The organism is Phyllobacterium pellucidum, from assembly GCF_013327855.1.
In the GTDB taxonomy this organism is placed as follows: Bacteria; Pseudomonadota; Alphaproteobacteria; order Rhizobiales; family Rhizobiaceae; genus Phyllobacterium; species Phyllobacterium pellucidum.
Genome location: NZ_JABUMX010000003.1, coordinates 158800 through 185237, shown reverse-complemented (window position 1 = coordinate 185237; position 26438 = coordinate 158800). Strand labels below are relative to the sequence as shown.

Annotated in this window: 25 protein-coding genes and 1 other RNA gene; 13 read left to right on the top strand and 13 right to left on the bottom strand. The window is 59.1% G+C overall.

All coding sequences use genetic code 11. From position 1 onward, the window contains the following. Positions 1-55: 55 nt before the first annotated feature. Entirely contained in the window at positions 56-1648 is a 1593-nt protein-coding gene (locus tag HQ945_RS14165; RefSeq protein ID WP_113281516.1) for an EAL domain-containing protein, read from the bottom strand. A gap of 161 nt (positions 1649-1809) precedes the next feature. Here HQ945_RS14165 and HQ945_RS14160 point away from each other — a divergent pair, with 161 nt between their 5' ends. Beyond that, the gene (locus tag HQ945_RS14160; protein ID WP_174208210.1) at positions 1810-3573 is read left to right on the top strand and encodes a putative bifunctional diguanylate cyclase/phosphodiesterase; all 1764 of its coding nucleotides are present in this window, start codon (positions 1810-1812) and stop codon (positions 3571-3573) included. Here the strand turns inward: HQ945_RS14160 and HQ945_RS14155 are convergent. Next, complete coding sequence (locus tag HQ945_RS14155; protein ID WP_174208209.1) at positions 3560-3862, bottom strand: hypothetical protein; 303 nt, start codon at positions 3860-3862, stop codon at positions 3560-3562. The genes HQ945_RS14160 and HQ945_RS14155 overlap by 14 nt on opposite strands. Before the next feature lie 198 nt (positions 3863-4060). Beyond that, positions 4061-5164, bottom strand: a complete 1104-nt coding sequence (locus HQ945_RS14150) for a DNA topoisomerase IB (RefSeq protein ID WP_113281518.1) — start codon at positions 5162-5164, stop codon at positions 4061-4063. Between HQ945_RS14150 and HQ945_RS14145 the strand changes: the two genes are divergently transcribed. From HQ945_RS14145 to HQ945_RS14130, 4 genes are all read left to right on the top strand, one after another. Continuing rightward, positions 5163-5462 (top strand): putative quinol monooxygenase, encoded by a 300-nt coding sequence (locus HQ945_RS14145; protein WP_113281519.1) that lies wholly within the window; start codon positions 5163-5165, stop codon positions 5460-5462. The genes HQ945_RS14150 and HQ945_RS14145 overlap by 2 nt on opposite strands. Before the next feature lie 63 nt (positions 5463-5525). Continuing rightward, on the top strand, positions 5526-6338 hold the full coding sequence (ku, locus tag HQ945_RS14140) for a non-homologous end joining protein Ku (protein ID WP_113281520.1): 813 nt from the start codon (positions 5526-5528) through the stop codon (positions 6336-6338). A 114-nt stretch (positions 6339-6452) separates the two neighbouring features. Next, entirely contained in the window at positions 6453-6863 is a 411-nt protein-coding gene (locus HQ945_RS14135) for a hypothetical protein (RefSeq protein WP_113281521.1), read from the top strand. Positions 6864-6998: 135 nt separating this feature from the next. After that, entirely contained in the window at positions 6999-8852 is a 1854-nt protein-coding gene (locus HQ945_RS14130) for an ABC transporter ATP-binding protein (RefSeq protein ID WP_113281522.1), read from the top strand. 9 nt (positions 8853-8861) lie between these two features. Here the strand turns inward: HQ945_RS14130 and ligD are convergent, their stop codons facing one another. The 7 genes from ligD to HQ945_RS14095 form a co-directional block, all read right to left on the bottom strand. Further along, entirely contained in the window at positions 8862-11411 is a 2550-nt protein-coding gene (gene ligD / locus HQ945_RS14125) for a DNA ligase D (RefSeq protein WP_113281523.1), read from the bottom strand. Positions 11412-11426: 15 nt separating this feature from the next. After that, on the bottom strand, positions 11427-12275 hold the full coding sequence (gene ku / locus HQ945_RS14120; RefSeq protein WP_027231233.1) for a non-homologous end joining protein Ku: 849 nt from the start codon (positions 12273-12275) through the stop codon (positions 11427-11429). An 80-nt stretch (positions 12276-12355) separates the two neighbouring features. Continuing rightward, entirely contained in the window at positions 12356-13639 is a 1284-nt protein-coding gene (locus tag HQ945_RS14115; RefSeq protein WP_113281524.1) for a CynX/NimT family MFS transporter, read from the bottom strand. Continuing rightward, positions 13636-14313: a FadR/GntR family transcriptional regulator gene (locus HQ945_RS14110; protein WP_174208208.1), complete on the bottom strand. Its 678-nt coding sequence runs from the start codon at positions 14311-14313 to the stop codon at positions 13636-13638. The genes HQ945_RS14115 and HQ945_RS14110 overlap by 4 nt, the downstream gene beginning before the upstream one ends. 99 nt (positions 14314-14412) lie before the next feature. Continuing rightward, positions 14413-15603 (bottom strand): vWA domain-containing protein, encoded by a 1191-nt coding sequence (locus HQ945_RS14105; protein WP_113281526.1) that lies wholly within the window; start codon positions 15601-15603, stop codon positions 14413-14415. Next, the gene (locus HQ945_RS14100; protein WP_113281527.1) at positions 15603-16049 is read right to left on the bottom strand and encodes a GNAT family N-acetyltransferase; all 447 of its coding nucleotides are present in this window, start codon (positions 16047-16049) and stop codon (positions 15603-15605) included. Before HQ945_RS14100 ends, HQ945_RS14105 begins: the two co-directional genes overlap by 1 nt. Further along, a complete protein-coding gene (locus HQ945_RS14095) occupies positions 16046-16885 on the bottom strand; it encodes an AAA family ATPase (protein WP_027231238.1) in 840 nt (279 codons plus the stop codon). The genes HQ945_RS14100 and HQ945_RS14095 overlap by 4 nt, the downstream gene beginning before the upstream one ends. 115 nt (positions 16886-17000) lie before the next feature. On the opposite strand from HQ945_RS14095, the gene ssrS reads away from it, so the two are divergent. The 7 genes from ssrS (at position 17001) to HQ945_RS14060 (ending at position 21482) form a co-directional block, all read left to right on the top strand. After that, a non-coding RNA gene (gene ssrS / locus HQ945_RS14090) (6S RNA) lies at positions 17001-17157 on the top strand. Between the two features lie 58 nt (positions 17158-17215). Further along, entirely contained in the window at positions 17216-17797 is a 582-nt protein-coding gene (locus tag HQ945_RS14085) for a 5-formyltetrahydrofolate cyclo-ligase (protein WP_246272685.1), read from the top strand. 42 nt (positions 17798-17839) lie between these two features. After that, complete coding sequence (locus HQ945_RS14080) at positions 17840-18664, top strand: TIGR00282 family metallophosphoesterase (protein ID WP_091921125.1); 825 nt, start codon at positions 17840-17842, stop codon at positions 18662-18664. Positions 18665-18773: 109 nt separating this feature from the next. Further along, positions 18774-19520: a TerC family protein gene (locus HQ945_RS14075; RefSeq protein ID WP_027231241.1), complete on the top strand. Its 747-nt coding sequence runs from the start codon at positions 18774-18776 to the stop codon at positions 19518-19520. A gap of 49 nt (positions 19521-19569) precedes the next feature. Beyond that, complete coding sequence (locus HQ945_RS14070; RefSeq protein ID WP_174208207.1) at positions 19570-20148, top strand: biotin transporter BioY; 579 nt, start codon at positions 19570-19572, stop codon at positions 20146-20148. Next, entirely contained in the window at positions 20145-20567 is a 423-nt protein-coding gene (locus tag HQ945_RS14065) for a DUF1284 domain-containing protein (RefSeq protein WP_174208206.1), read from the top strand. Before HQ945_RS14070 ends, HQ945_RS14065 begins: the two co-directional genes overlap by 4 nt. A 165-nt stretch (positions 20568-20732) precedes the next feature. Then, positions 20733-21482, top strand: a complete 750-nt coding sequence (locus HQ945_RS14060) for a YebC/PmpR family DNA-binding transcriptional regulator (protein ID WP_027231244.1) — start codon at positions 20733-20735, stop codon at positions 21480-21482. Positions 21483-21543: 61 nt separating this feature from the next. Here HQ945_RS14060 and HQ945_RS14055 read toward each other — a convergent pair whose 3' ends face one another. Further along, positions 21544-22968 carry an APC family permease gene (locus tag HQ945_RS14055; RefSeq protein ID WP_174208205.1) on the bottom strand — a complete coding sequence of 475 codons (1425 nt, stop codon included), beginning with the start codon at positions 22966-22968 and terminating at the stop codon, positions 21544-21546. 159 nt (positions 22969-23127) lie between these two features. Next, complete coding sequence (gene rpmE, locus HQ945_RS14050; RefSeq protein ID WP_027231246.1) at positions 23128-23349, bottom strand: 50S ribosomal protein L31; 222 nt, start codon at positions 23347-23349, stop codon at positions 23128-23130. 204 nt (positions 23350-23553) lie between these two features. Here rpmE and HQ945_RS14045 point away from each other — a divergent pair, with 204 nt between their 5' ends. Further along, complete coding sequence (locus HQ945_RS14045) at positions 23554-25359, top strand: ABC transporter transmembrane domain-containing protein (RefSeq protein WP_174208204.1); 1806 nt, start codon at positions 23554-23556, stop codon at positions 25357-25359. Between the two features lie 46 nt (positions 25360-25405). Here the strand turns inward: HQ945_RS14045 and HQ945_RS14040 are convergent, their stop codons facing one another. Next, on the bottom strand, positions 25406-26437 hold the full coding sequence (locus HQ945_RS14040) for a peptidoglycan -binding protein (protein ID WP_027231248.1): 1032 nt from the start codon (positions 26435-26437) through the stop codon (positions 25406-25408). Position 26438: the final 1 nt, after the last annotated feature.

Genomic DNA, 26438 nt, shown 5'->3' with positions numbered 1-26438 from the left:
CGAAATGAACAAACTATGATCGATCAACAATTAATCCGAACATGCTTGATTTAAGTTAAATATCAGAAGTTGCATTAGATTGTTCGCGCGATGCGTGCAGCATTTCTCGGATGGCTGCCGAAGTGGTCGGCCGGCCGAACAGCCATCCCTGCCCATCCACCTTCGGCACGAGAGCGGCAAAATAGTCGCGCTGCGCCTCTGTTTCGATGCCCTCGACGACGATGGCGAGATGATGCACATGGGCCATGCCGATGATTTGAGGGATGATCGAAACCGACACCGACCCGGTTCCAATAGTCCGGGTGAAGGAGCGGTCGATCTTGATGCCATCGACGCTCAGTTCGCCAAGATAGGCCAAACTCGAATAACCGGTTCCGAAGTCATCGATGAAAATCTTGTGCCCGCGCGCCCGCAAGCGCCGTATCGCGGCGATTGCATCGCTGGAGTTGGCGGTGGATTGCTCGGTAATTTCAAGCAGAATCTGGTCGCTGGCAACGTTTGCCGCCTTGAGTCGGGCCGCGAGCCAGTCGTTGAACTGTCGATCGAAAAGGTCGGCAGCGGATATATTGATATTGATATGAAAATTCCGATTGGCCACCAGAAACGCCGCCATGTCGTCCAGGACGTGTTCGATGATACAGGTCGTCAGACGATTGATCAGGCCTGACTTCTCCGCAACCGAAATGAACACATCCGGCGAAATTGCTTCGCCATTGTCGCGCCAACGTGCCAGCGCTTCAGCAGCCACTGGTTTCCCGGTGACGATATCGACGATGGGCTGATATTCGACTGTCAGCCGCTTGCGCGCGATCGCCTGTTGCAGGCGTGCCTTCATGCTCATAGTGTTGCGCCGTAGCAGGATGAGGATCACTCCGAGCGCTCCGCCAAGCGCCGCTCCGAACAGGGTCAGAATGATCGTCATGGGCTGCGCCGATGCCTCGAGCCTGCCGACTTCGACATTGACCGTTACGCAGGCGGTTTTCCTGCAGACGTTGCGAAAGATCGTACCGCCCTGCCTCCCGCCGCCGGAGGGCCTGACCCTCCCGATTGCCCCTTGATTGAGTGTGCCGAAGAGACCGATCGTCTCGGGCATGCCAACGGGATTGAACATGACGCTGAACGTGTAGTCGGGATTTTTCAGCGTTTCGAAAGCTTGGGGGTCGAGGACGACATTGGCGTGGCCAGTGCCGATGATCGGGGCGGTGGTGTTGGAGATGGCAAGACGCGCCTTCGTGTAGATCAGTTTGCCGTCCAATGTTTCGAAATCATGCGTGATCAGGGGCATTGGTTTGCGCCCCTTCCCGAAAACCGCAGAACAATGAAAAGCGCCGTCCTTGACCCGTCCGAGGTCCTTCAGGAACTTCGTTCGAAACAGAATATCGCGAAGGTAGCTGATTTCTTCGGTCGAGCAGAAGGGAAAGGGAGAGCCGTTGATAACGGCGAGCATGTCGTCGACTTCGGCGAAAACGTCAACCGCGCGATCAAGCACCTGATCGGTGTATCTGCGCATGTCGGCCCGATCGCTCGAGACGATAACCAGCTTGCTGATCCATGCACCGCAGATACCGCCGCCGATTATCAAGGCGGCGACGAGCAGACACCTGAACCAGGCTCGAGCGAAATAGCGCCGCATCCAGAAAATTCTCATCGTCTTTTCCAAGCATCGATCCGCCAAGCTTCCAGGTTAAAATCATCCTTGCACGGCAAGTCGTAAAATTTCTCTGACCGAATGACACGAGACAATAATCGTAGCGAACCCGAAATCCACGCTGTAAGTTGTGGCGAGGGTGGATCTACAACGAGAAGATGATGCAGCCGGCGCGATCAGAGCAAGAATTCCAAAACATCCTTCGTCGTCTCGAAATAGCGCTCGACGCATCGCAGATCGGCGTCTGGGAGCACAATGCCGAGACCGGCGAGGTGATCTGGAATTTACAGATGCACCGGCTCTATGGCACCGGCGGTACGCAACGACGAGTTAGCTCTGAAATTTGGATCAATGCGATTCACCCTGACGATCGGGCAAGAGCCATGGAGGACTTCAATGAAGCCGCCGAGCTCAAGAGCGACTACGTATCGGAGTTCCGGGTGATACTCCCGAACGGAGATATTCGTCACATTAGGTCGCGGGCGCATTATTACGACGATGGCAGCAGCGGCACGTTCGTTGGCGCCGAGTGGGACGTGACCGCCGATGTCATGCTCACCCGCGAACTGTCGAACCAGAAGGCGATCGCCGAAGCACGGACGCTTGCCCTCGAAGCCAGCACCGCTCAGATCGAATATGCTGCCGAGCACGATTATCTGACCGGTCTTCCCAATCGGCGGTTCTTCGACAGGCATCTTGCCGAACTGTCGAACGATCCCTTAAGGGAGCGCCTTGCCGTGCTCCATGTCGACCTCGATTATTTTAAGCAGGTAAACGACACGGCGGGCCATGCCGCCGGTGATGCGGTGCTGAAGTCGGCGGCGTTGATGATCGCTTCTGTCGTCCCGGAAGGCGGCTTTGTTGCGCGCATGGGCGGCGACGAGTTCATCATCCTCCTTTCGGATTTCGCGACGATCCGGGAGCTGGAAGTCGTTGCGGAGCATATCGTGCGCCTCCTCAAGCAGGGCGTATCCCACGGCGGAGCATTGCTGCAGACCGGCGCCTCCATCGGCGTCGCTTGGGTCAATGACGGCAACGCCTCGGGACTGCTCGCCGAGTCCGATATCGCGCTCTACCGCGCCAAGAAGCTCGGCCGCAACCGTGTTGAATTCTTTGCGCCGCACCTCAAAAGCGAACTTTCGCGGGACCGTCGCATTGCTGAACATGTGAAGCGGGGCCTTGAGCGCGGCGAGTTCGTGCCCTTCTACCAGATCCAGATCGATGCCGAGTCACGTGAAATCGTCGGCATAGAGGCGTTGGCCCGTTGGCGACACCCCAAGCGCGGCGTGCTTGGCCCCGAGGCCTTCCTGAAGGTGACAAATACGCTTGGCCTCATGGCCGATCTCGATGCAGCCATGCTGCAAGCAGTGTTGCGCGACCGGCAGGTTTGGCAGGAAAGCGGCATCGCGGTGCCACGCATTGCGGTCAACACGTCGGCGGCGCGCCTGTCCGATCCGTTGCTGATCAATCAGCTGCGTCTTTTGCAGATTCCGCACAATGCGATTTCGTTCGAGTTGCTGGAAACGATCTTTCTCGACGAGCTCGAAGACGAGGTCCTGCTCAACATTTCCCTGCTGAAGCAAATGGAAATTGACATCGAGGTGGACGACTTCGGTTCGGGACACGCCTCGATCATCGGTCTCCTGAAACTCAAACCCAAGCGCCTGAAGATTGACGGGCGCCTGGTGATGCCAATCACGATCTCGCCCGAGCAGAGGAGCCTCGTCGGGTCAATCGTTGGAATAGCGCGGGCGCTCGGCATCGGAGTGATCGCAGAGGGCGTGGAAACCAACGAACACGCGAAATTGTTGCGGCGTCTTGGCTGCGATACATTGCAGGGCTATGCAATCGCCTACCCGGAACCTGCGGCGGACCTTGGCGCTCGGCTGCTTGTCGAGCGGAGTAAAGGCTCTAGTGTTCCGTGAATGACTCCGGCATCAACCCTTGCTTGATTTTGCCGATCGGGAAGGGTTTCTGGAAATGACCGCGCGCACCGAGAAAACTCAGTTCGCGGTTTGCCGCCATTGCGGCCAGTTCATCCTCGTCGCGGATCCCGCTTTCGAACATTGCGATAATGGTTCGCGCAAGTTCATTGCACCGAGGATCGGTCCTTGGGCAACGATCTAGCAGAATCGAAGCGCGATTATGCGCGCGCTGCATGATTTCCCAATCAGTGGTCGTAAATATGCGTCTGTCGATTTCCAAAAAGGCCATGACACGCTCCCTCAGATAAGGCGAGAACACATCCATGATTGCGGGTCGCCTCCCGCTGGGCATGATGTGAGCTAAGCGCATTTTCCGAGCGCCAGCAAATCGAATTTATTCCTCTTTTCCGCGGCCCACTTACCGCAATGCGGAATCGCGCCCTGCGGTTCCAAATTTCTCAAACGCCCTTGAACACATATCCGGCATCTAGCGTTCGCCTTCGAGGAGCCGCATCAGGCCGGTCTCGGGGCCGCTCAAACCCTTTCGATGAGGCGATCGCAGCAAGGCCCCGCCGAGTTCTCCAGCGTTGAAACTTTCGATTATCAACGGGTGCACGTAGCTCGACCTTGTCACGGCCGGGGTGTTGCGCAGAAATTCGCTGACATGGCGCATAGCCGCCGCAACAGCGCGCTTGCGCGCCGATTCACTTTGCGCCTCGATACCGGCCAGGAAGGCCAGTGCCCGTGCGGAACCGTGGAAGGTGCGAAAGTCCTTGGCGCTGACCTTCGAACCCGAAATCTCGCGCAGATATTCGTTGAGCTTGCCGGCATGAAGCTTTCGCCAGCGATTCTCGTCCTTGTACTGGAACAGCCGTCCCCGACGCTTCAACAGCCTCAGGCGCTTGACCGCAGACGGATCCTTGATCGTTATCTCATTGGTTTTCTTGGATTTGCCGGCAAAAACGAAGCTTGCAGTATTGCCATCGATCTTGAGGTCGGTGCTTTTGAGCGAAGCGATGCCACGGCCGCCATCCTTGGCATATTTTTCGTGACCGGCACGAAACGCCTTCTGGTCGATCAGCTTGATGGCAAGGGCAGCGAGTGGTTTTCCGGATGTCGGCTTGCTGCGCATGTCGCGCATCACCCGTTTGCGGATGCGCGGCAAGGCCTTGCCGAATGCAAGCAAACGGTTGGTCTTCATGCTGTTGCGCACGTTTTCCCATTTCGGATGATAGATGTATTGCCGGCGCCCGAGTACGTCCTGCCCGACAGCCTGTATGTGGCCCTTGGCGCTACCGCAACAACGGACATCGGTCCAGGCCGGCGGGATGACAAGCGCAACGATGCGGGCCTCGTCCTTGGGAGAAAGCAGCTTGCCGTCGATCCGTTTATAGCGGAAGCCCTTCTTAAAGGGTGTGCGGATTAACGTAAAATCTGCCGGATCGACCAGTTTCAGGCCAAGCTCTTCTGCATAATCTTCATATCCGCGCTTCACCGTCGTCTCCACATGTCTATTGCCGAGAAACGTGATTGCGGCGAGACTGTTCCAGCGCCGAGTGACGCGCATCGTAGTCAAGGGAGGAATGACCATGACGAAACTTGCTCTCTATGTTCCGCTCGAAGCAAAACCCGGCAAGGAAGAAGAGGTCGCGGCCTTTCTGAAATCCGCCTTGCCGCTCGTCAACGAAGAAGTGGGAACCGTCGCCTGGTTCGGCATTCGGATGGGGAAGAGCAACTTTGCAATCTTCGATGCCTTTCCGGATGAAAGCGCGCGGAATGCCCATCTTTCCGGCAAGGTTGCTGCAGCTTTGATGGCGCGGGCGGATGAGCTTTTCGCCAGTCCGCCTCAGATCAACAAGCTTGAGGTTTTGGCGGCGAAACTGCCATAGTTACTATGCGGGAACGATTCGGCTGTTTGCAGCTTTCGTGCTGGACGGCAAGGAAAGGTTGACATGGCTCCTCGTTCTTTCTGGAAAGGCTATCTGAAACTGTCTCTGGTGACCTGTCCCGTGGCGATGGTTCCGGCTACGACCGATCAGGAAAAAGTGCGGTTTCATACATTGAACCGGAAGACCGGCAACCGCGTGGTCAGCCAATATGTCGATTCCGTCAGCGGCAAGGCTATCGACGAGGACGATCAGGTAAAAGGCTATCAGCGCGGCGAGGACGAATATGTGGTGCTCGAGGATGACGAGATCGATGCTGTCGCGCTCGAAAGCACGCGCACAATCGACATCGAGATGTTCGTGCCGCGCGAAAGCATCGAATGGATTTGGTACGACAAGCCGCATTACCTGACGCCCGATGATCCCGTCGGCGAGGAAGCTTTTGCCGTCATTCGCGAAGGGATGGTGGCGACAGGAAGGGTTGGTATTTCCCGCCTTGTCATGTATCGCCGCGAGCGGGCGGTCATGATCGAGCCGCGCGGCCGCGGCATCGTGCTGTGGACGCTCCGTTATGGCGACGAGGTTCGCGATGGCGACGCCTATTTCGGCGATATTCCTACCGGCAAGACCGATCCTGAACTGATGAAACTGGTGCAGACACTCATCGAGGAGCGCACCAAATCGTGGGGTCCGAAGATGGCCGAAGATCCGGTGCAGGACCGTCTGCTCGAAATCATCGCGGCCAAGAAAAAGGGCAAGAAGCGTCCGGCAAAGGCCAAGGCGGCGGAAACGGAAGAGGCGCCCAGCAACGTCATCAACATCATGGATGCGCTACGCAAGAGTATAGCGAGCGACAGCAAGCCGACGAAGAAACGGTAGGCAAGATCGATTTCTGTTGTTATCTACGAACGGTTTCGAATTTTAGAATGAATGATTTCAATCAGCAATTTGGGCGTCCATCGCTGACGCCGTGAGCCAAGAAGGCAGTTTGATATGTCAGCAGATTTTTATTGTTGGGCTGCCAGCGCCGGCATGACGCCTAGTGATCCGAATTTTGACGAATGGGTGGATGCTAAAACCGAAAGCACGGACAAAAAGGCCGCTCCGAGCCTTGAAGCCTTTGCGGATGCTCTTCTCAAGCGATATCCGGATCTCGCTCCTCAGGGCGGAGCTACGATATGGACGTTCAGCCCGATAAAATCGACGATCTCCGACGACTTCATGTCGCTCCACCTCACCTGGGACGGTTTGCAGGAGGCTTTGGCCTTTATCGTTGAAACAGCGCACCGCCACGACATCGGCTGTTACGATCCACAGACTGGTGACTATTATCCTGCTCCTGTCCGAAGTTCACCTTCCCTGATCAGCAGATTATTCAAGGGTCTGTCTGGACGATCGAACTGAATGGCGGCACAGCTATGTCGGACGTAATATAGGGGAACTCCAAGCCCCTGATATAGATTGAGACTATGGCCGGACGGCACTCGATTCGGCGGTTCAGGTTTTCGCCCTCCTTCTCATCTGGTGTCCGATCGAGCCATGTCAATTTCAGATGCAATCTACCGTCCCTTCGAGAATTTGATCCAGCCACTCGACATCCCCTACAGGCCGCTGCCGTCCAAGGGGCCAGTGGCTGTCCTTCTTCACTTCGTCCTGATGTTTCGCGGCATCTTGATCACGCTCGCCGTCTGCACCATGGCGATCGAGGCCATGAACCTGACGATCGTCTGGGGCCTCTCTGTCATCGTCGATGGCGTCACACAGCAGGGCGCTGTCGCTTTCCTCCACAACGACCGAATGCTGCTGATCTTCCTCGGCCTGATGCTTTTCCCCGTCATCCCGATCGCGTCTTTTTTCGTCAATACGCTGAACTCGCATACGCTTGGGATCGGCATGCCGGCTGCCATTCAATGGCAGGGCCACAGGGCGGTCGAGCGGCAGGACCTCGCCTTCTTCCACGATCTCTATGCCGGCCAGGTCGCTTCGCGCCTGCAGCAGGTGGCGTCAGCCGTGCAGCAGCAGGTCATTTCCGCCTTCCAGTCCATCCCGCGATTCATCATGCAGATGGTCGGCTCCGTTGTTCTGCTGAGCGCGCTCTCCTGGCAGCTTGCGCTGCCGTCCATAATTTGGATCACGCTCAACGTATTGCTCGCCGTCAGGCTGGCGCCCGTCTTTACCGAGCGCTCACGGCGCTCCGCGCGGCGTCGCAGCCTGATTTCCGGCGCCATCACCGATCTTTACGCCAATATGCAGATGGTCAAGCAATTCGCCGCTGAAGACAGCGAGGCCGGTGCCATCAGAGGCATAATCGGCAAGGCGATCAAGGCGCAGCAGAGCGAACAGCGGATCTACCGTACTGCTGAGGTCATCGTCGTCGTCCTCAACATGATGCACTGGCTAGCGATCCTGTGGATCGGCTTTACCGGCCTCGTTGACGGCTTCGTCACGATCGGCGAGTTCACGGCCGCCGTCTACGTTCTCAGTCGCTTCTCCGGTCACACATTCACATTCCTGCAGATGGGCCAGCAGATCTTCCAGGCGATCGGCACGATCAAGGACGCCATGCCGGTCATGACGACACCGCCGACAATCACCGATCGGCCGGAGGCGGCCGAGCTTGCTGTGGACCGGGGCGAGATCCGATTCGAGAACGTCCGCTTCGCGTACGCGTCGGGCAAACCCGTCATTGACCATCTGTCCCTGACGATCCGGCCGGGCGAAAAGGTCGGCCTCGTAGGTCTCTCTGGCGCCGGCAAGACGACGCTCGCAAACCTGCTCCTGCGTTTCTACGACATCAAGGATGGCGCGATATCGATCGACGGCCAGGACATCCGCAGCGTAACGCAGTCCAGCCTGCGTCAGAGCATCGGCGTCATCGCCCAGGATGTCGCGCTGCTGCATCGTTCGGTCGGCGACAATATCCGCTATGGCCGGCCGGATGCGGCCCAGCACGAGATCGAAAGGGTGACGAAGATGGCGAGTGCCGATGGCTTCATCGCTGATCTCTCCGACAGTGAGGGCCGCAAGGGCTACGACGCCTTCGTCGGCGACCGCGGCATCAAGCTCTCCGGGGGCCAGCGCCAGCGCGTGGCCATCGCGCGCGTTCTCCTGAAAAATGCCCCCATTCTGATCCTGGACGAGGCGACTTCCGCGCTCGACAGCGAGTCCGAGGCCGCAATCCAGGAAAAGCTCAATCTCGTGATGGATGGGAAGACGGTGATTGCCATTGCGCATCGCCTTTCGACGATTGCCATGATGGACCGAATAGTCGTGCTCGATCAGGGGCGCATCGTCGAAGAGGGAAGGCCCGACGAACTCGTGGCGACTGACGGCTTGTTTGCCCGCCTGTGGAATCGCCAGACAGCTGGCTTTATTGCCGAAGAAATCGACTAGAGCCGCTTTCTAGGCCTTCTTCGCGCGCGTTCCCTTCGGCTTTTCGATCGGCGCCGCTGCTGCGCGGAAATCGACCCAGGGGTCGGCCTTGTACGAGGCGATACGCGTCGGCGTGTTGAGGACGGTGAAGTAGGCGGGTCCAATTCCCGGGGTGAGCTCGCTCCATTCCAGCGGCATCGATACGGCCGCGCCTGCTCGTGCCCGCGTCGAATAGGGTGCGACCGCCGTTGCGCCGCGCTGGTTGCGCAGGTAGTCGATGAGGACCTTGCCGGTGCGCTTTGCCTTGGTGATGGTGGAGACGTAAAGTCCAGGACTGTCGGCAGCCATTGAATCTGCAATCGCCTTGGTAAACGCCTTGACCTCCGGCCATGCCGCTTTCGGCTTGAGCGGCGAGACGACATGAAGGCCCTTGCCGCCGGAGGTCTTCAGGAACGCCTTCAGGCCCGCCTGTTCCAGCCGCTCGCGCGTTTCCTCTGCCGCCCTTATGACCTGCTCCCACGGAACGCCATCGCCGGGATCGAGATCCATGATGATCATGTCCGGACGTTCCCAATCCTTCACGGTCGAACCCCAAGGGTGGATTTCGAGCACAGCGGCTTGCACGAGGCTGATCAGCCCGTCCAGATCCTTGATGCTGATCAACGGCTCCTCATCCTTGTCCGTCGGGTCGTTCACCAGGACGATGCTCGGATTGAGCCCTTTCCACGCGTGCTTCTGAAAGAAGGATTGGCCGGTGATGCCTTCCGGGCTTCGCAGCAGCGCCAGCGGCCGCCCGACGATGAAGGGCGAGATATAGCGCCAGACCTCGGTATAATAATCCGCCAGTCCCTGTTTGGTTACGCCCTGGTCGGGCCAGTAGATGCGATCGGGATGCGTGAGTTTCACGGTGGACCTCTGCGGTTTTGCCTGTCCATTCATTTTGGGCGTCTCCCGGACAACCTCGTGCGCCGGCTTGTCCTCGCGCAAGCCGCGGAAGGCGGCGTGACGCAGATTGTTGTCGGCCGTCCAGGTGCGGAACTCGACGTCGGCGACGAGTTGTGGCTTGACGTAGCGCACCTGACGCGCCGCATCGGCGGCAAGACGCGCGACAAACGGGCTTTCCGGCTGACGGATACGCTCAAGACGACGAAAAAGATCCTCGGCAACGGCCGTGCTGTAGCCGGTGCCGACACGCCCGACATGTTCGAGCTTGTCGCCATTGTAAACGCCCATGACGAGTGAGCCGATTGCCTTGCGCGATGTCGTCGAAGGGACATAGCCGGCGATGACGAACTCCTGCCTTTGCGAGCATTTCGCCTTGATCCAGCTCTTGACCCTGCCCGAGCGATAGGGCGCGTCGCGCAGTTTCGAAACAATGCCTTCAAGGCTGAGCCGGCAGGCATGGGAGAGTATGTTCTGGCCGTCGCCTTCGAAATGCTCACTAAACCGCACCATGCCCGTGTTGCCACCGGCGATCTTCTGCAGCACCGCCTTGCGTTCGAGGAGTGGCAGAGCCTGAAGGTCATAACCGTCTAGATAGAGAAGATCGAAGACGTAAAAGATAAATCGATCCGTGCGGTCGCTGCTGAGATCTGCCTGCAACGCAGAAAAGTCGGAGGCTCCGGCGGAAGCTTCGACGACGAGTTCGCCATCGATCAAGGCGGTGCCGACCGCAAGTTCCTGCAGCGCGGCGATGATTTCCTTGCCGAACTTCTTGGTCCAATCGAGCCCTGTACGGGTGAGAAGCTTCACGCGGCCAGCCTCGATCCGCGCCTGCAGCCTGTAGCCGTCGAACTTGATCTCGTGAACCCAGCGTTCCCCCGATGGCGGCTTAGTTGAAAGCGACGCCAGGGCGGGTTCGACGAAAACAGGGAGCTTCGCCTTCTTCGCGCCTTTGATAGTCGAGGGATCGGGCGTACTCACCTCGATAGCTGGCGCCGCTGCTTTCCTTGCGGCCCGGGCTTTCGGGGCATTCTTGTCGATCTTGCCAGTCTTGGAAGACCATCCCGGAGCCTCGCCGGCTACGTCGCCAATTTCCCGCCCGGTCTTCACCGATTCCGGCTTTTCGGCAAGAATGTCTGGATCGCCCGGCATGCGCGCAGCGTCGTCCTCGCCCTTGATCAAGAGCCAGTTCTCGCGTTTTTCGCGTGGGCGGCCCTGCATGCGGACAAGATGCCAGCGGCCCGATAGTTTTTTGCCATGAAGTTCGAATTCGAGGTGCCCCTTGGCATAGCCCCGATGCTCGTCGAATACCGGTGTCCAGGTGCCGCTATCCCAAACGATGACCGTGCCGCCGCCGTACTCGCCCTTGGGGATGGTGCCTTCGAAGTCGCCATATTCGAGCGGATGATCCTCGACATGAACGGCAAGTCGCTTCTCGCCGGGAACGAGGCTCGGACCGCGCGTCACCGCCCAGCTCTTGAGAACACCGTCCATCTCCAGGCGGAAATCGTAGTGAAGCCGTGTGGCGTCGTGTTTCTGGATGACGAAGCTGTTCCCGGCACTGGCCGCCTTGCGGCCCTTGGGTTCGGGCGTGGTCTTGAAATTGCGTTTCTTCCGGTAGGTTTCGAGCGCAACCATCGATCAGACCCAGATTCAGCTTGCTTTGCGCCTTGCAGGTTCGGCCTTTGCCTTGGTACCCGCCGCCTTCTTTGGTGCGGCCTTCTTTGCCGTCATGCCGGCGCTTTCGCGCAGTGCCTGCATGAGATCGACAACCTTTTCCGACTTCTGGGGTTTGCGAACCGGGATCGCCTTGCCCTCGAGCTTGGCCTTGACGAGTTCCGCGAGCGCGGATTCGTAACGGTCCGTATATTTCGAGGGATCGAACGTGCCGTGCTTGGTATCGATAATGTGCTTGGCAAGTTCGAGCATTTCGCCTTTGATCTTCATCTCGGGCACGTCGTCGAATGCTTCCTTGGCGGAGCGCACCGCGTAATTGAACTGCAATGTCGTCGCGAGCAGCCCGGCATCGTCCGGCCGTATCAGCAGCGTGCGCACGCGGCGAAAGAGGACGGTCTGCGCAAAAGCAGCAACTTTCTTGGCTTTCAGACCTTCGCGGATGAGCGCGAACGCCTCCTGGCCATGTTTATCGCCGGGCGTCAAATAATAGGGCTTGTCGAAGTAGAGATCGTCGATCTCATCCATAGGCACGAATGCCTCGACATTGAGCGTCTTGTCGCTTTCGGGAACGGCCGCTGCCACCTCGTCCGGCTCAAGGACGATGTAGTCGTTCGAGCCGACTTCGTATCCCTTGACCTGGTCCTCTTTTTCCACCGGCTTGCCACTGTCGCTGTCGATAAACTGTCGCATCACCCGGTGGCCGGTGGCGCGATTGATGGTGTGGAAGGCGATGCGGTCGGATGTCGACGCGGCGGTATAAAGGCTCACGGGGCAACTCAGCTCCGCTACTTTAAGATAGCCTTTCCAGTTCGCACGTGGCGCCAATACTCAACTCCTTCGGCTACGCAACAAATGCCGGGGAACACGGTTGGTTCCGACCTTGGTAGCATACTATGCCGAAATTGTTAAATTGCGATAGTCCGTGCGTTTACATGCGCGGCGCGGCCCGCGCCCCAGCCGAAAAAGGCTACGCCTATGCCCAATAGTACGAACAGGATAGCAGTCGCGGCGTAGCTGCCCGTGACGCTGTGGATCAGGCCGACAAGCAGCGGACCGACGGCGGCAAGCATGTAGCCAATGCACTGCGCCATCCCCGAAAGGTGCGAGGCTATGTGCGCATCGGGCGAGCGGAGGACGATGATCGTCATGGCGATGGCGATGAGACCACCCTGTCCAAGCCCCTGCAGGACCGCCCAAACCCATACGGTCGATAGCGGTGCGAAGAGGAAACCCATCAGCCCGGTGATGGCAAGTGCAATGAGCGCAAGGTTGACGCCGCGCTGGTCCTTACAGCGGACGGCGATGGAGGGCACGAAAAGGCAGGCAAAGACCTGGACCATGACCGAGACGGAAACGACGAGGCCAGCCGTTACACCATCCATGCCGCGCTCGCGCAGGATCGGCGACAGCCAGCCGAAAATGCAATAGGCGAGGGCGGACTGCAGTCCCATGAACAGGGTGACCTGCCAGGCGAGACGGTCGCGCCATAATCCTTCAACCTTGAAGCCCGCATGCTTGGTACGGACCTTGCGGAAGAAGGCGTGCGGGAACCAGATTGCAGCCACAACAAGTGCCGGCAGGGCCCACGCGCCGAGCGCGAGCGACCAGGAGCCACCGAGCATGCGTTGCAGGGGAAGGGTGAAGCCTGCCGCGGTTGCGGCTCCGGCGCAAAGCGCCATCGTGTAGAGACCCGTCATCAGGCCGGTGCTACTGGCGAAGTCGCGCTTTACCAGTCCCGGCAGCAAGACGTTGCCGATAGCAATGCAGGCGCCGGCAAGGGCGGTACCGATGAACAAGAAGGGCAAGGATTGCAGGCCGCGCAGCGCAGTACCGAGCGCAAGGAGCAGGAGCACGCCGAGCAGCGTGCGTTCTGCGCCAATGCGCTGGGCCAGCCTCGGCGCGAGTGGCGCGAAGATGCCGAGGCAAACGACGGGGAGCGTCGTCAAGACGCCAGCTCCGAAGGACGACAGTCCGGTCTGCGCGATGATCTCGGGCAAAAGGGCCGATGCACTTGAAAACACCGGACGGAGGTTGAATGCGATGAGCACAAGGCTGAGGCCGGTGACAATGGCGATGCTGCGGCTCGAAAATTGCGGCGCACGCGGCTCCGGCACGCTGTCGGCTTCGGCGTTGATCAGCTGATCGCCGATGGCCGCCTCAGCGCGGGATTTGGATGGCATGTGGTTCATGATGCAAGCAACCGGTCAATTTCATCCAGGATGGGAGCCATGAAAGCCCGTGTCGTCGACGCGGCAAGGTCGGGATCGCCGGAAGCAATTGCATCGACGATCGAGAGGTGCGCCGCCATGTCGGGTTCCGGAAGTTCGCCCGTCACGGTCGCCTTTATGACTTCCTGAATCGAGGCGGAGAAAAACTCGTAGACCTCGACGAAGGCGAGATTATTCGAAGCAGCCACGACGGCCTTATGGAAGGCGAGGTCGCGCTGAACATAGCGATCATGATCGGCCGGATCATAATCGCCGCGGTTGGCGAGCAGCTGCCGCAGATGCGCTATCGTTTCTGGCCTGTGCCGGGCCGCAGCGAGCCTTGCCGCCTCGACCTCGAGCGCACAGCGGGTCTCGACCTGATCGCGCAACCCGGTGCGCCGCATCCGCAGCAGGCTTTCATCCGTGTCGATAACGGACAGAACAAAGGTCCCCGATCCCTGACGCGTTTCGAGATAGCCTTGCGCGACGAGCACGCGCACAGCTTCACGGACGGTGCCGCGGCTGACGCCAAGCATGTCGGCAAGCGTGGCCTCGTTGGGAATGCGGTCGCCAACCTTCCAGCGATCGGCGGTGATTTCCGCCCGGATATTATTAACTGCCGTTTCGGCAAGATTGGTGCGCGCAGCGGGCTGCATGGGAAAGTCCTAAAGTCATCTGATGACTTGACTAATACGAGCGGTTTGACGGGATGTCAACAAAATCGCTGGATTGCATGGGATGGCCGGGTTTTCGGCTCAATGCCGGCGTGAAAGCTCGCGGGTTGCCGCTTCGAGACCCGCCAGTGTCAACGGATACATCCGGTGCGCGAAAATCGTGCGGATCATGGCTGTCGAAGCCGTATAATCCCAATAGCTTTCCTTGGTCGGATTGAGCCAGACTGCGTTCTTCCACTGGTCGAGTACCTGCCCGAGCCACGCCGCACCGGCCTTCTCGTTCCAGTGCTCGACCGAGCCGCCCGCATGCGAGATTTCGTAGGGGGCCATTGCCGCGTCGCCAACGAAGATGACCTTGTAATCCGGTCCATATTTTTGGATCACGTCCATGGTCGGAATGCTTTGCGTGTGGCGGCGGCGATTGTCCTTCCATACCGCCTCATATAGGCAGTTGTGGAAGTAGAAATATTCCATGTGCTTGAATTCCGATCGCACTGCGGAGAACAATTCTTCGGCGACCTTGATGTGCTCGTCCATGGAGCCGCCGACGTCGAAAAACATGAGCAATTTAACATGATTGTGCCGTTCTGGACGGGTTATGACATCAAGATAGCCATGTTCGGCGGTAGACTGGATTGTGCCGGAAAGGTCGAGCTCGTCGTCGGCACCCTCGCGAATCCAACGCCGCAGGCGCTTGAGCGCCACCTTGATATTGCGCGTGCCGAGTTCAACGCTGTCGTCGAAATTCTTGAACTCGCGCTTGTCCCAAACCTTGACGGCGCGCCGATGTCGGCTCTCATCCTGGCCGATGCGCACGCCTTCGGGGTTATAGCCATAGGCGCCGAAAGGCGAGGTGCCAGCGGTTCCGATCCATTTCGAGCCGCCTTGGTGCCGGCCCTTCTGCTCTGCAAGCCGCTGGCGCAGTGTATCCATTAGCTTGTCGAGGCCGCCGAGAGCCTCAATGAGTTTCTTTTCTTCCTCGCTGAGATGCTTTTCCGCAAGCTTGCGCAGCCACTCTTCGGGAAGATTGGCGATATTGATGCCGTCTTCGCCGCCTAACGCTTCGATGCCCTTGAAGACATGTCCGAAGACCTGATCGAAACGGTCCATGTGGCGCTCGTCCTTTACGAGCGCGGAGCGGGCTAGATAGTAGAAGCCTTCCACATCATAGTCGACGAGTCCCGCTTCCAAGCCTTCGAGCAGCGTCAGATATTCCCGCAATGAAACGGGAATGCGCGCCGCCTTCAGCTCAAGGAAGAAGGGGATGAACATCAGACAGTCTTCACGTATTTGATGAAGGGCGTGACCTTGGCGATACGGTCATAGAGCTGCCGCGCTGTCGCATTGTTCTGGTTGGTCGTCCAGTAGACCGAATGCGCCCCTGCCTTCGTGGCTTGCGTGTGCACAGCCTCGATCAGTGCGCGGCCAATGCCTTTGCCTCGCACCTCCGGATCGGCGAAAAGGTCCTGCAGATAGCAGACGTTTTCAATGCTCCAGCAATGGCGGTGAAACAGATAGTGGGTAAGGCCGACCGGCTTGCCATCGAGTTCGGCAATGAAGCCGCGATACTCGTGGTCATTGCCTGACGTAAGCCGCTCGAAGGTTGTCCGGTAGACTTCTTCCGGCACCGTCGTCTCGTAGAAAGTCAGGTATCCGGTCCACAGCCGCCGCCACTCGGCCTCGTCTGATTTCGCCAAAGGGCGGATTTCAACGCTCATCCCTGTCTCCTCGCCATGAAGGCCAGTCGTTCAAAAAGGTGGACATCCTGTTCGTTCTTCAGCAATGCGCCGTGCAGTTTCGGCAGCATGTTCTTCGGGTCGGTCCGCAGATCTTCCGGCGCTATATCGTCGGCGACAAGCAGCCTGATCCAGTCGAGCGCCTCGGAGGTGGACGGCTTCTTTTTCAGGCCCGGAACGTCGCGGATCTCATAGAACTGCGTCAGTGCGGCGCGGACCAGATTTTGCTTGATGCCGGGATAATGGACCTCGACGATTTTCGCCAGGGTCTCGACATCGGGGAAGCGGATATAGTGGAAGAAGCACCGCCGCAGGAACGCGTCCGGCAGCTCCTTTTCGTTGTTGGAGGTGATGACGACGATCGGCCGATGGGCAGCGCGGATTGTCTCCCCGGTTTCGTAGACGAAGAACTCGTTACGGTCGAGTTCCTGCAGGAGGTCGTTCGGAAACTCGATGTCCGCCTTGTCGATCTCGTCGATGAGGAGAACGACCTTTTTCGGCGCGGTGAATGCGTCCCAAAGCTTGCCGGGCTTGATATAGTTGGCAATGTCGTTGAAGCGGGCATCGCCAAGCTGGGAATCGCGCAGGCGGCTGACGGCGTCATATTCGTATAGTCCCTGTTGCGCTTTCGTCGTCGATTTGACGTTCCACTCGATGAGATCCAGCCCGAGCGCCGCCGCGATCTGGCGCGCCAGCTCGGTCTTTCCGGTGCCGGGTTCGCCCTTGACGAGCAGCGGACGCTCCAGGGCGATCGCCGCATTCACCGCAATCATCAGATCCTTGTCGGCCACATAGGCCGCCGTGCCTTCAAAGCGCATGTTCATTCCTTTCGTGAGCCCGCGAGATTAGGGATGGCGCAGCGTCGGGGCAAGAGGTTGAAATTAGCCGGGGACGGTACTGGTGCAATTGCGCGCGCCGTCCTATATTCGGCTTGGCGCTCTGCGCTTCTCGACAGGAGAGACATATTCCCCGGGGCCTTAATGATCCCTTAGGGAGCTGTCCCTGAGGAGGCCCGTGGGCCTCTTCACACGGCGCCCACCTACTTTGTAGGTTCCCGGGATCGACTTCTCCATCGGTTGTGTGGACGCCACTTTTGTTTTTCACGCCATCAAAGTCTTGCCGTGACGCATCACTCCCCCATCAAAGAGTTGAAGAAAAAACTTCGCCTCGAGGCGCTCGGGCGGCGCGACGCGCTGACAACCGAGACGCGTATCGAGGGGTCGATGCGCATTGCCGATATCGGTCTCGCTTCCTTCGCCCTTGATGCCGACGCCATCGTTTCGGGATTCTGGCCGATCCGGTCCGAAGTCGATTTGCGGCCGCTGCTTTTCGGTTTGCGTGAACGCGGCGCCCGGCTATGCCTGCCGGTCATCATCGACAAACAGACGATCCTGTTTCGCGAACTCGTGCGCGGCGCGCCCATGGTCGAGACCGGTTTTGGCACGGCCGGACCGCCCGCGGAGGCCGCCGTGCTTGATCCGACCTTCATGCTGGTACCGCTCGCTGCCTTTGATGCGCGTGGACACCGCATCGGCTATGGCGCCGGCTATTACGACCGGGCAATCGCCAGGCTTGAGGATAAGGGGCTAAATCCGCGCCTCGTCGGCGTGGCGTTCGACTGCCAGGAGGTGGAAATCGTGCCGGACGAGCCGCATGACATGCCGCTCGAAGCCATCCTGACGGAAAGCGGGTTGCGCAGTATCAATCGGACGGATAAATCCATTCGATGATGCACGGCTCGCCAAGGGTGGCGGCCGACCCGGGATGTGTAAGTGAGATTACTTTTTCTAGGTGATATGGTGGGCCGGTCGGGGCGAACAGCTGTGTACGAACAGTTGCCCGGCCTTATATCCGACCTCAAGCTCGATTTCACCATCGTCAACGGCGAGAACGCCGCGGGCGGCTTCGGCATCACTGAAGAAATCTTCCACGATACGATCAATGCCGGCGCGGATGTCGTCACCACCGGCAATCATGTCTGGGACCAGCGCGAGGCATTGGTCTTTGCCGCACGCGAAGAGCGCTTCCTGCGGCCCGCGAATTTTCCGCTCGGAACGGCGGGCAAGGGGTCGGGGCTTTTCATTGCAAAGAACGGCGCCCGCGTCCTTGTCGCTAATATCATGGGCCGGGTGTTCATGCATCCGGACCTGCATGACCCCTTTACCATCGCCGAGGAAATCCTTGCTGCCTGCCCGCTCGGCGAACAGGCCGATGCGGCGGTATTCGACTTTCATGCCGAGGCGACGAGCGAAAAACAGTGCTTCGGCCATTTCGTCGATGGCCGCGCGAGCTTCGTCGTCGGGACGCACACCCACGTGCCGACGGCGGATGCGCAGATTCTCAATGGCGGCACTGCCTATATGTCCGATGCCGGCATGTGCGGTGATTACGATTCCTCCCTCGGCATGGACAAGGAGGAACCGCTCAACCGCTTCCTTTCCAAAGTGCCGAAAGGACGTTTCGAGGCGGCAAGCGGCAAGGCGACGATTTGCGGCGTCGGTGTCGAAATTTCAGACAGGACCGGCCTTGCCGAGAAAATTGCGCCGCTGCGCATCGGGCCGCGCCTGGAGGAGACGATCCCCTCCTTCTGGAAATGAGTTGATCTTGCGAGGCGCCAACACCACCTGCGCATCCAATAGACTTCAGAACATCTATTATCTTTGATTTTGCACCATCCGGGCCAACAGCAACACAGGAACGACCCCCATGGAAGCGCTACTTTCCCATTTCGATTTCATCTATCGGCCCGAGGGGCTCATTGCCCTTGTCACGCTTGTGGTGATGGAGGTCGTCCTCGGCATCGACAATCTCATCTTCATTTCAATTCTGACCAATAAACTGCCGAAAGAGCAGCAGGCCCGGGCCCGTCGCCTTGGCATCAGCGCTGCGCTGATCTTGCGCCTGGTGCTGCTGTTTACGATTTCGATCATCGTGCAGTTGACGGAACCTGTCTTCGAAGCCTTCGGACATGGTTTTTCCTGGCGGGATCTCATCCTGATCGCCGGCGGTCTCTTTCTTGTCTGGAAGGCGACGAAGGAAATTCACCATACGGTCGATCATGAAGATGCCAAGGAAGATGTCATCGGCAAGACCGTAACTCTTTCCATGGGCGCGGCGATTATGCAGATACTTTTGCTCGATCTCGTCTTCTCGGTGGATTCGATCATCACGGCGGTCGGTATGACCGACGAGATTGCCATCATGGTCATCGCGGTTCTGGCGGCGGTTACAGTGATGCTGCTCGCAGCCGAGCCCTTGTCGCGGTTCATTGCCGCCAATCCGACTATAGTCATGCTTGCCCTCGGATTCCTCCTGATGATAGGCATGACGCTTATCGCCGACGGGTTTGGTTTCCATGTACCGAAAGGCTACATTTATGCGGCAATGGGCTTCTCGGCTCTCGTCGAAGCGCTTAACATGCTGGCGCGGCGAAGGAGGAAGAAGAGCCACTGACCTTGCTCCATGCTGACCCGGAATTTCTGACAACAAGGACTGAACGTTGATGAATACGACACTTACCGAAGCTTTCGTTCCGCTGAAGCTCGCCAACCGGCCGCTGGTCTATAAGGCGCTCGCTGTTCTTATAGGCACGGCATTCCTTGCCGTCAGTTCCTGGGTCTCCGTGCCGATGATACCGGTACCGGTAACCATGCAGACCTTTGCGGTCACGATGGTTGGCGCCCTTTACGGTTGGCGTCTCGGGGGCCTCACGGTCATCGCCTGGCTGATTGAAGCCATGATGGGCATGCCGGTTCTCGCGGGCGGCGCATTCGGGCTCGCACCCTTCGTCGGTCCTACCGCTGGCTATCTCTTCGCGTTCCCGGTCGTTGCGGCGTTTGTCGGCTATCTCGCCGAGCGCGGTCTGACCCGCAATCCGTGGTCGTCCTTCGCGGTCATGCTCTTCGGCAACGCCTTGTGCCTCGTGCTCGGCGCTTCCTGGCTCGTCCACCTTTTCGGCCTTGAAACCGCATGGGTATCGGGCGTCGCACCATTTATCGTCGGCGGCATTCTGAAGTCGGCTTTGGCAGCCGCCGTTATTGAAGCCTTGCGCCGCTCAGGGGTCATGGTTCGCCTCGGTTGACGGTCAGGCTTCGCCCGCACCATCTCCTGTGCATGCTGACCTATGTCGGCAAGGGTTACAGCGAGGCGTTCACTGCCAATTATGACGAGGTCATCAAGCGGCTTGTGGCGGGCGACGCCATAGAACTGAGCGAGGGGGCGGACGATGTCTGCGCTCCTCTGCTTGGCGATGCAGATCCGCATTGCCTGTGGGCGAGTGTTCGCGAGCGCGACCCCAAAGCCGCTGCGGCAGTGAGCAGATTGCTGGGGCGGCAAGTGAAAAACGGCGACACGATCGAACTTGATGCTGCCCTGCTTTCGACATTTCGCCGGGAGTTCAAAAAGGGCACGACACGCGACGCGTGTGGTGGTTGCGAGTGGTTCAACCTCTGCTCGGACATTTCGCGGACTAACTTTTCAGGCGTGCGGCTGACACGATGATCCGGATGCAAGCTTTGCTTCTCGTGTGGCTGGACGCGCGATAGGATTTTCCCTATAAGGGCGCCATTCCAGCAGCATGTTTTCCGCTAGGTGCAGCCCGCAGCGTCAAATTGCAGGGCCCTGACGTGAAACATCAGCAAACGTAGCAAAGCACGCAGGGGTGCCATGGCAGGCCATTCACAATTTAAGAACATCATGCACCGCAAAGGGCGCCAGGACGCCGTTCGGTCGAAAATCTTCTCCAAGCTCGGGCGCGAAATCACCGTCGCTGCCAAACAGGGTCTGCCTGACCCGACAATGAACCCGCGTTTGCGTCTGGCCGTCCAGAATGCCCGGGCGCAGTCCATGCCGAAGGACAATATCGAGCGCGCCATCAAGAAGGCGGCCGGTGGCGAGGGCGACAATTACGAGGAAGTCCGCTACGAGGGCTATGGCCCGGGCGGCGTTGCCGTGATTGTCGAGGCACTGACGGACAACCGCAACCGCACGGCTTCCAATGTTCGCGCTGCCTTTACCAAGGCGGGCGGCGCGATGGGCGAAACCGGCTCGGTGGGCTTCATGTTCAACCGCGTCGGAGAAATCACCTACAAGCCGGAAGCCGGCAGCGCCGACAAGGTCATGGAAGCCGCCATCGAGGCTGGCGCCGATGATGTTTCGAGCGACGAGGACGGCCATGTCATCCTGTGCGCCTTTGAGGACATTGGCGAAGTTTCCAAGGCGCTGGAAAGTGCCCTTGGTGAAGCAGAGTCCGTGAAGGCGATCTGGAAGCCGCAGACCATGGCGCCGGTCGACGAAGAGAAAGCACAGTCGGTTCTGCGCCTTCTCGCGACGCTCGACGATGATGACGACGTTCAGAACGTCTATGCCAATTTCGAAGTGAGCGACGAGGTTTTGGCCAAGCTCAGCGCGGCCTGATCGCATTTTCGGTGCAACAATCAGATCCCGTCAGCCGCAAGGCTGGCGGGATTTTTTGTCGTCAGTTCATGGGGCCGTCGCCGCCGAGGGTCTCCATGGTGGGTTCCACGGGCTTGACGCCGGTTGCGCGGTTGATGAGGACCGTGATCACCCACAGGGCAACACCGACGCCGATGAGAATGCCGGCGATCTTGTATTGAACCGGATCGCGCCCGGTCCATGGGCCAGCGAAGAAAGCGCATGAGATGGCGCCGACGACGGGCAGGAAGGTCGGCGTGCGGAAATGATCGTGGTCCACCGTCTCGCGCCGCAGGATGAGCACCGCGATATTGACGATGGTGAAGACGAAGAGGAGGAGCAGCGCCGTCGTCCCGCCGAGCGCCGGTACCTCGCCGACAAACATGATCAGCCCGAATGCGAGAAGCGTCGTGAAGGCGATGGCAAGATAGGGCGTGCGGCGCGCCGGATGCACCTTGCCGAAGAGCGGCGGCAAGACATGCTCCCGGCTCATGCCATAAACGAGGCGGCTAGCCATGAGCATGTTGATGAGCGCGCTGTTGGCAACGGCAAACATGGTGATGAAGCCGAATATCCAAAGCGGGAAATTCGGTGCGCCCGCCTGCACCACTTTGAGGAGCGGCGTCTCGCCTTCGCCAAGTTCTGCCGGCGGGACGAGGGTGATTGCCGATATCGAGACGAGAACGTAGATGATGCCGGTGATTAACAGACCGGCAAGCAGCACCTTCGGGAAGATCCGGGTCGGATTCTTGCATTCCTCGGCCATGTTGACGGAATCCTCGAACCCGACCATGGCGAAAAAGGCAAGTGTGGTGGCGGCCATGACCGACCAGAACACGCTTGAATCAGGTGCTGTGGCAAATTGCGTGATGCGCGAGACATCGCCCTGGCCGGCGGTAATCGCCATCAGGCCGATGAAGATAATGATCAGGAGACCGGTGAGTTCTACTACCGTCAGCACGACATTGGCCTTCACACTCTCGCCGACACCGCGGAAGTTGACTGCGGCGACGACGGCCATGAAGGTGAGGGCCACGAGCGAAATGCCGATCCCACTTTCGAGATTGAGCTGGAATGCGCCGGAGAGATTGGCGGCGAAGGCACGCGAGGCTGTCGATGCCGAGGTGATACCCGAGCACATGACGGTGAATGCGACGATGAAGGTGATGAAATGAATGCCGAAAGCTTTATGCGTATAGAGCGCAGCCCCCGCCGCTTTCGGAAACTTCGTGACGAGTTCAAGGTAACTCAGCGCCGTCACGACCGCGACGATGAAGGCAATAAGAAAAGGCAGCCATACGACGCCGCCGACCTGCTTCGCGACCTGCCCCGTGAGCGCATATATGCCGGTGCCGAGAATATCGCCGACGATGAAGAGAAGCAGCAGCCAGGGTCCCATGACCCGGTGTAGACTTGGCTCGACCGGAGTGGCCGATGCGGTTCCTACACCTGTTGTTACGTCGGTCATCGGGCAGTCCTCCCTTTGAAGTCGGCTGGGTGTTTGGAAAAAGCTATTGGCGAATCAAGTCCTTGTCAAATTCGCCGAGTCCCATATTTGCCGCGCGACAAAAGAAAAACGGCCCCGCGCTTGGCGGGGCCGCTTTTAAATCCCGTTGGATGGGAAATATTATATGCCGAGGTTGGCGAAGCGGTTCTTGAACTTCGAAACGCGGCCGCCACGGTCGGTCAGCTGCTGCGAACCGCCGGTCCATGCCGGATGTGTGGTCGGGTCGATGTCGAGGTTCATCGTGTCGCCTTCCTTGCCCCAGGTGGAGCGCGTCAGGTACTCGGTGCCGTCGGTCATGACGACCTTGATCGTGTGATAGTCGGGATGAATCTTGGCTTTCATCTTTCTTGTCCTAAACTAGAGGGCGCAAAACTGGAGCCACGAGCGATGTGGCAAGCCGGTCCGGAGCCGATTGGTAGAGATGAAGCCAAACGTCACAGGGCCGTGGGCTTCCAAAACTGTTGGCGAGCCTATACATCAGCCTTTAAGCAATAACAAGGCCGTCTGGCGGCAAAGTCGCATAGCCGATAGGAGGAATAAGCAAGTATGGCCGATCGGGCTCTCGAAGAAGCGGAAAGAAAGCGGCGCTCGTTGAAGCCGCTGCGCCGGGTCTTCCCATATATGGCCCGCTACAAGGGCATGATTGCCGGTGCGCTGGTCTCGCTTGTCATCGCTGCCGTAACGACGCTGACGCTGCCGCTCGCCGTACGCCGCATGATCGACCACGGATTTTCCGACGTGAATGGCGCCTTCATCAATACGTATTTCAGCATGCTGGTCGTGCTCGCCGCGCTGCTCGCCATTGCCTCGGCCGGACGCTACTACTTCGTCATCACCCTCGGCGAGCGCATCGTTTCCGACCTTCGCCATGACGTCTTCGCGCATCTGACCCGCCTTTCGCCCGCGTTTTTCGACAGCACGCAATCGGGCGAGATCGTCTCGCGCCTGACCGCGGATACGACGATGATCAAGTCTGCCGTGGGTGCGACGGCTTCCGTTGCCTTGCGCAACGTGATCCTTGCCTTCGGCGCCATCGTAATGATGGTCATTACCAGCCCGAAGCTTTCGGGCCTCGTGATTGCGGCAATTCCCCTGATCATCATCCCGCTCGTTGCCTTTGGTCGCTCGGTACGCCGGCGATCGCGGGCCGCGCAGGACCGGCTGGCGAATGCCACGGCCTATGCAAGTGAATCGATTATTTCCGTGCGCACGCTGCAGGCCTTCACCAATGAAAAGCTAGCGACGCGCCGGTTTGCGAAATCGGTGGAAGATGCCTTCGATGCTGCCCGCGCCTCGGTCATGGCACGGGCGATACTTACAGCCTTTGCAATATTCATGATCTTTTCGAGCGTGGTCGCAGTCCTCTGGTTCGGGTCGCGCGACGTTCTTTCCGGCGCGATGACACCGGGCACGCTCGGCCAATTCCTGCTCTATGCGGTGTTTGCGGCGGGCGCACTCGGTGCTCTATCGGAAGTGTGGGGGGAATTGTCGCAGGCGTCGGGAGCGGCGGAGCGGCTGATGGAGATCCTGGCCGAAGAGCCGGCAATTGCGGCTCCGAAGAATCCCATGCCTTTGCCGCAGCCGCCCGTTGGCAGCGTCGTCTTCGACAAGGTCCATTTCAACTATCCAAGCCGCCCGGCGGCGCCCGCATTGAAGGGTCTCAGCTTCGCCATCACGCCCGGGGAAACCGTCGCCATCGTCGGCCCTTCAGGCGCGGGCAAGAGCACGGTGTTTTCACTGCTGCTCCGCTACTACGATCCGGTCTCCGGGAACATCACCATCGACGGCGTCGATCTGCGTCAGGCCGATCCGCTCGATCTGCGTTCGCACATTGCCATCGTGCCGCAGGACACGACAATTTTCGCCACGACCGTGCGCGAGAATATCGGCTTTGGCCGGCCAGGCGCCAGTGCCGCGGAGATCGAGAACGCCGCGAGATCGGCGCTCGCCCATGACTTCATCCTAGCGCTCGATCATGGTTACGACACGCAAGTCGGCGAACGCGGCGTGACGCTTTCGGGCGGCCAGCGTCAGCGTATCGCCATCGCCCGCGCCATCCTGCGCGATGCGCCGATCCTGTTGCTTGACGAAGCGACCTCGGCGCTTGATGCCGAAAGCGAAATGCTGGTGCAGAAGGCGCTCGACCATTTGATGGAAGGGCGCACGACGCTGGTCATCGCGCACCGTCTGGCGACGGTCCTCAAGGCTGACCGGATTCTCGTCATGGAGAACGGCAGGATCGTCGAGGAAGGAACGCACCAGACGCTGGTCAAGCAGAACGGCCTCTATGCCGGCCTCGCCAAGTTGCAGTTCGAGGCCGGGTCCGACGCCTTCAAGGGCGCTGCCGAATAGCTTTAGAGCATGCCCTGCTTAAATGGCAGGACGTGCTCCAGCTGGCTTAACGCTCGGTGAGCTTCAGTTCGATGCGCCGGTTGCGTGCACGGACTTCCGTGGAATCGCCGGGTTCAAGCGGCTGGAATTCGCCAAAGCCCGCCGCGACGAGCCGGTTTGCCGGGACGCCGTTGGCGATCAAGTACTTGACGACCGAAATGGCGCGAGCGGAGGAAAGCTCCCAATTGTCCTTGAACTGGCCGCTGCCCGACAGCGCAATGTTGTCGGTATGGCCATCGACGCGCAGAACCCAGTTGATATCGTCGGGAATTTCCTTCTGAAGCTCGATCAAGGCGACGGCAAGCTTCTTCATCTCTTCCGATCCGGCAGGATTGAGGACGGCCGACCCGAGCGGAAACAGGACTTCCGACTGGAAGACAAAGCGGTCGCCGACGATGCGGATGTTTTCGCGGTCGGAAAGGATCTCCCGCAGCCGGCCAAAGAAATCCGAGCGATAGCGATTGAGCTCCTGGACACGCTGGGCGAGGGCGACGTTGAGGCGCTTGCCGAGATCGGCAATCTTGGCATTCGATTCCCTGTCGCGGGACTCCGACGCATTGAGGGCGTCTTCGAGCGCAGCGATCTGCTTGCGCAGGGCGGATATCTGCTGATTGAGAATCTCCACCTGCGAGAGCGCACGCGCGCTGATCTGCTTTTCGTTTTCAAGCCCCGTGGAAAGCTCGTTGATCTTGCCTTCGGCGGCAGCGCCGGCGCCGGCGCCCTGCGACAGCAGCGCCTGCAGGCGCGACTGCTCGCTCTGGGCATTGGTGAGGGACGCCTGCAGGTTTGCGATCGTATCTTCAAGGTCCTGTTTGTTGCCCTGTTCCAGCGAAAGAAGCTGCGTCAACTCATTGATCTGCGCGTTGAGGCGATTGAGAACAGCATCCTTGCCGGTGATTTCCTGGCTGAGCAGAAATTGCGCCAGGACGAACACCGACAGGAGGAACATGATCGACAGGAGCAGCGTCGACAGGGCATCAACGAAGCCCGGCCAGTAGTCGATGTGGCGGATGGCCTTGCGATTGCGACCGAGTCCCATG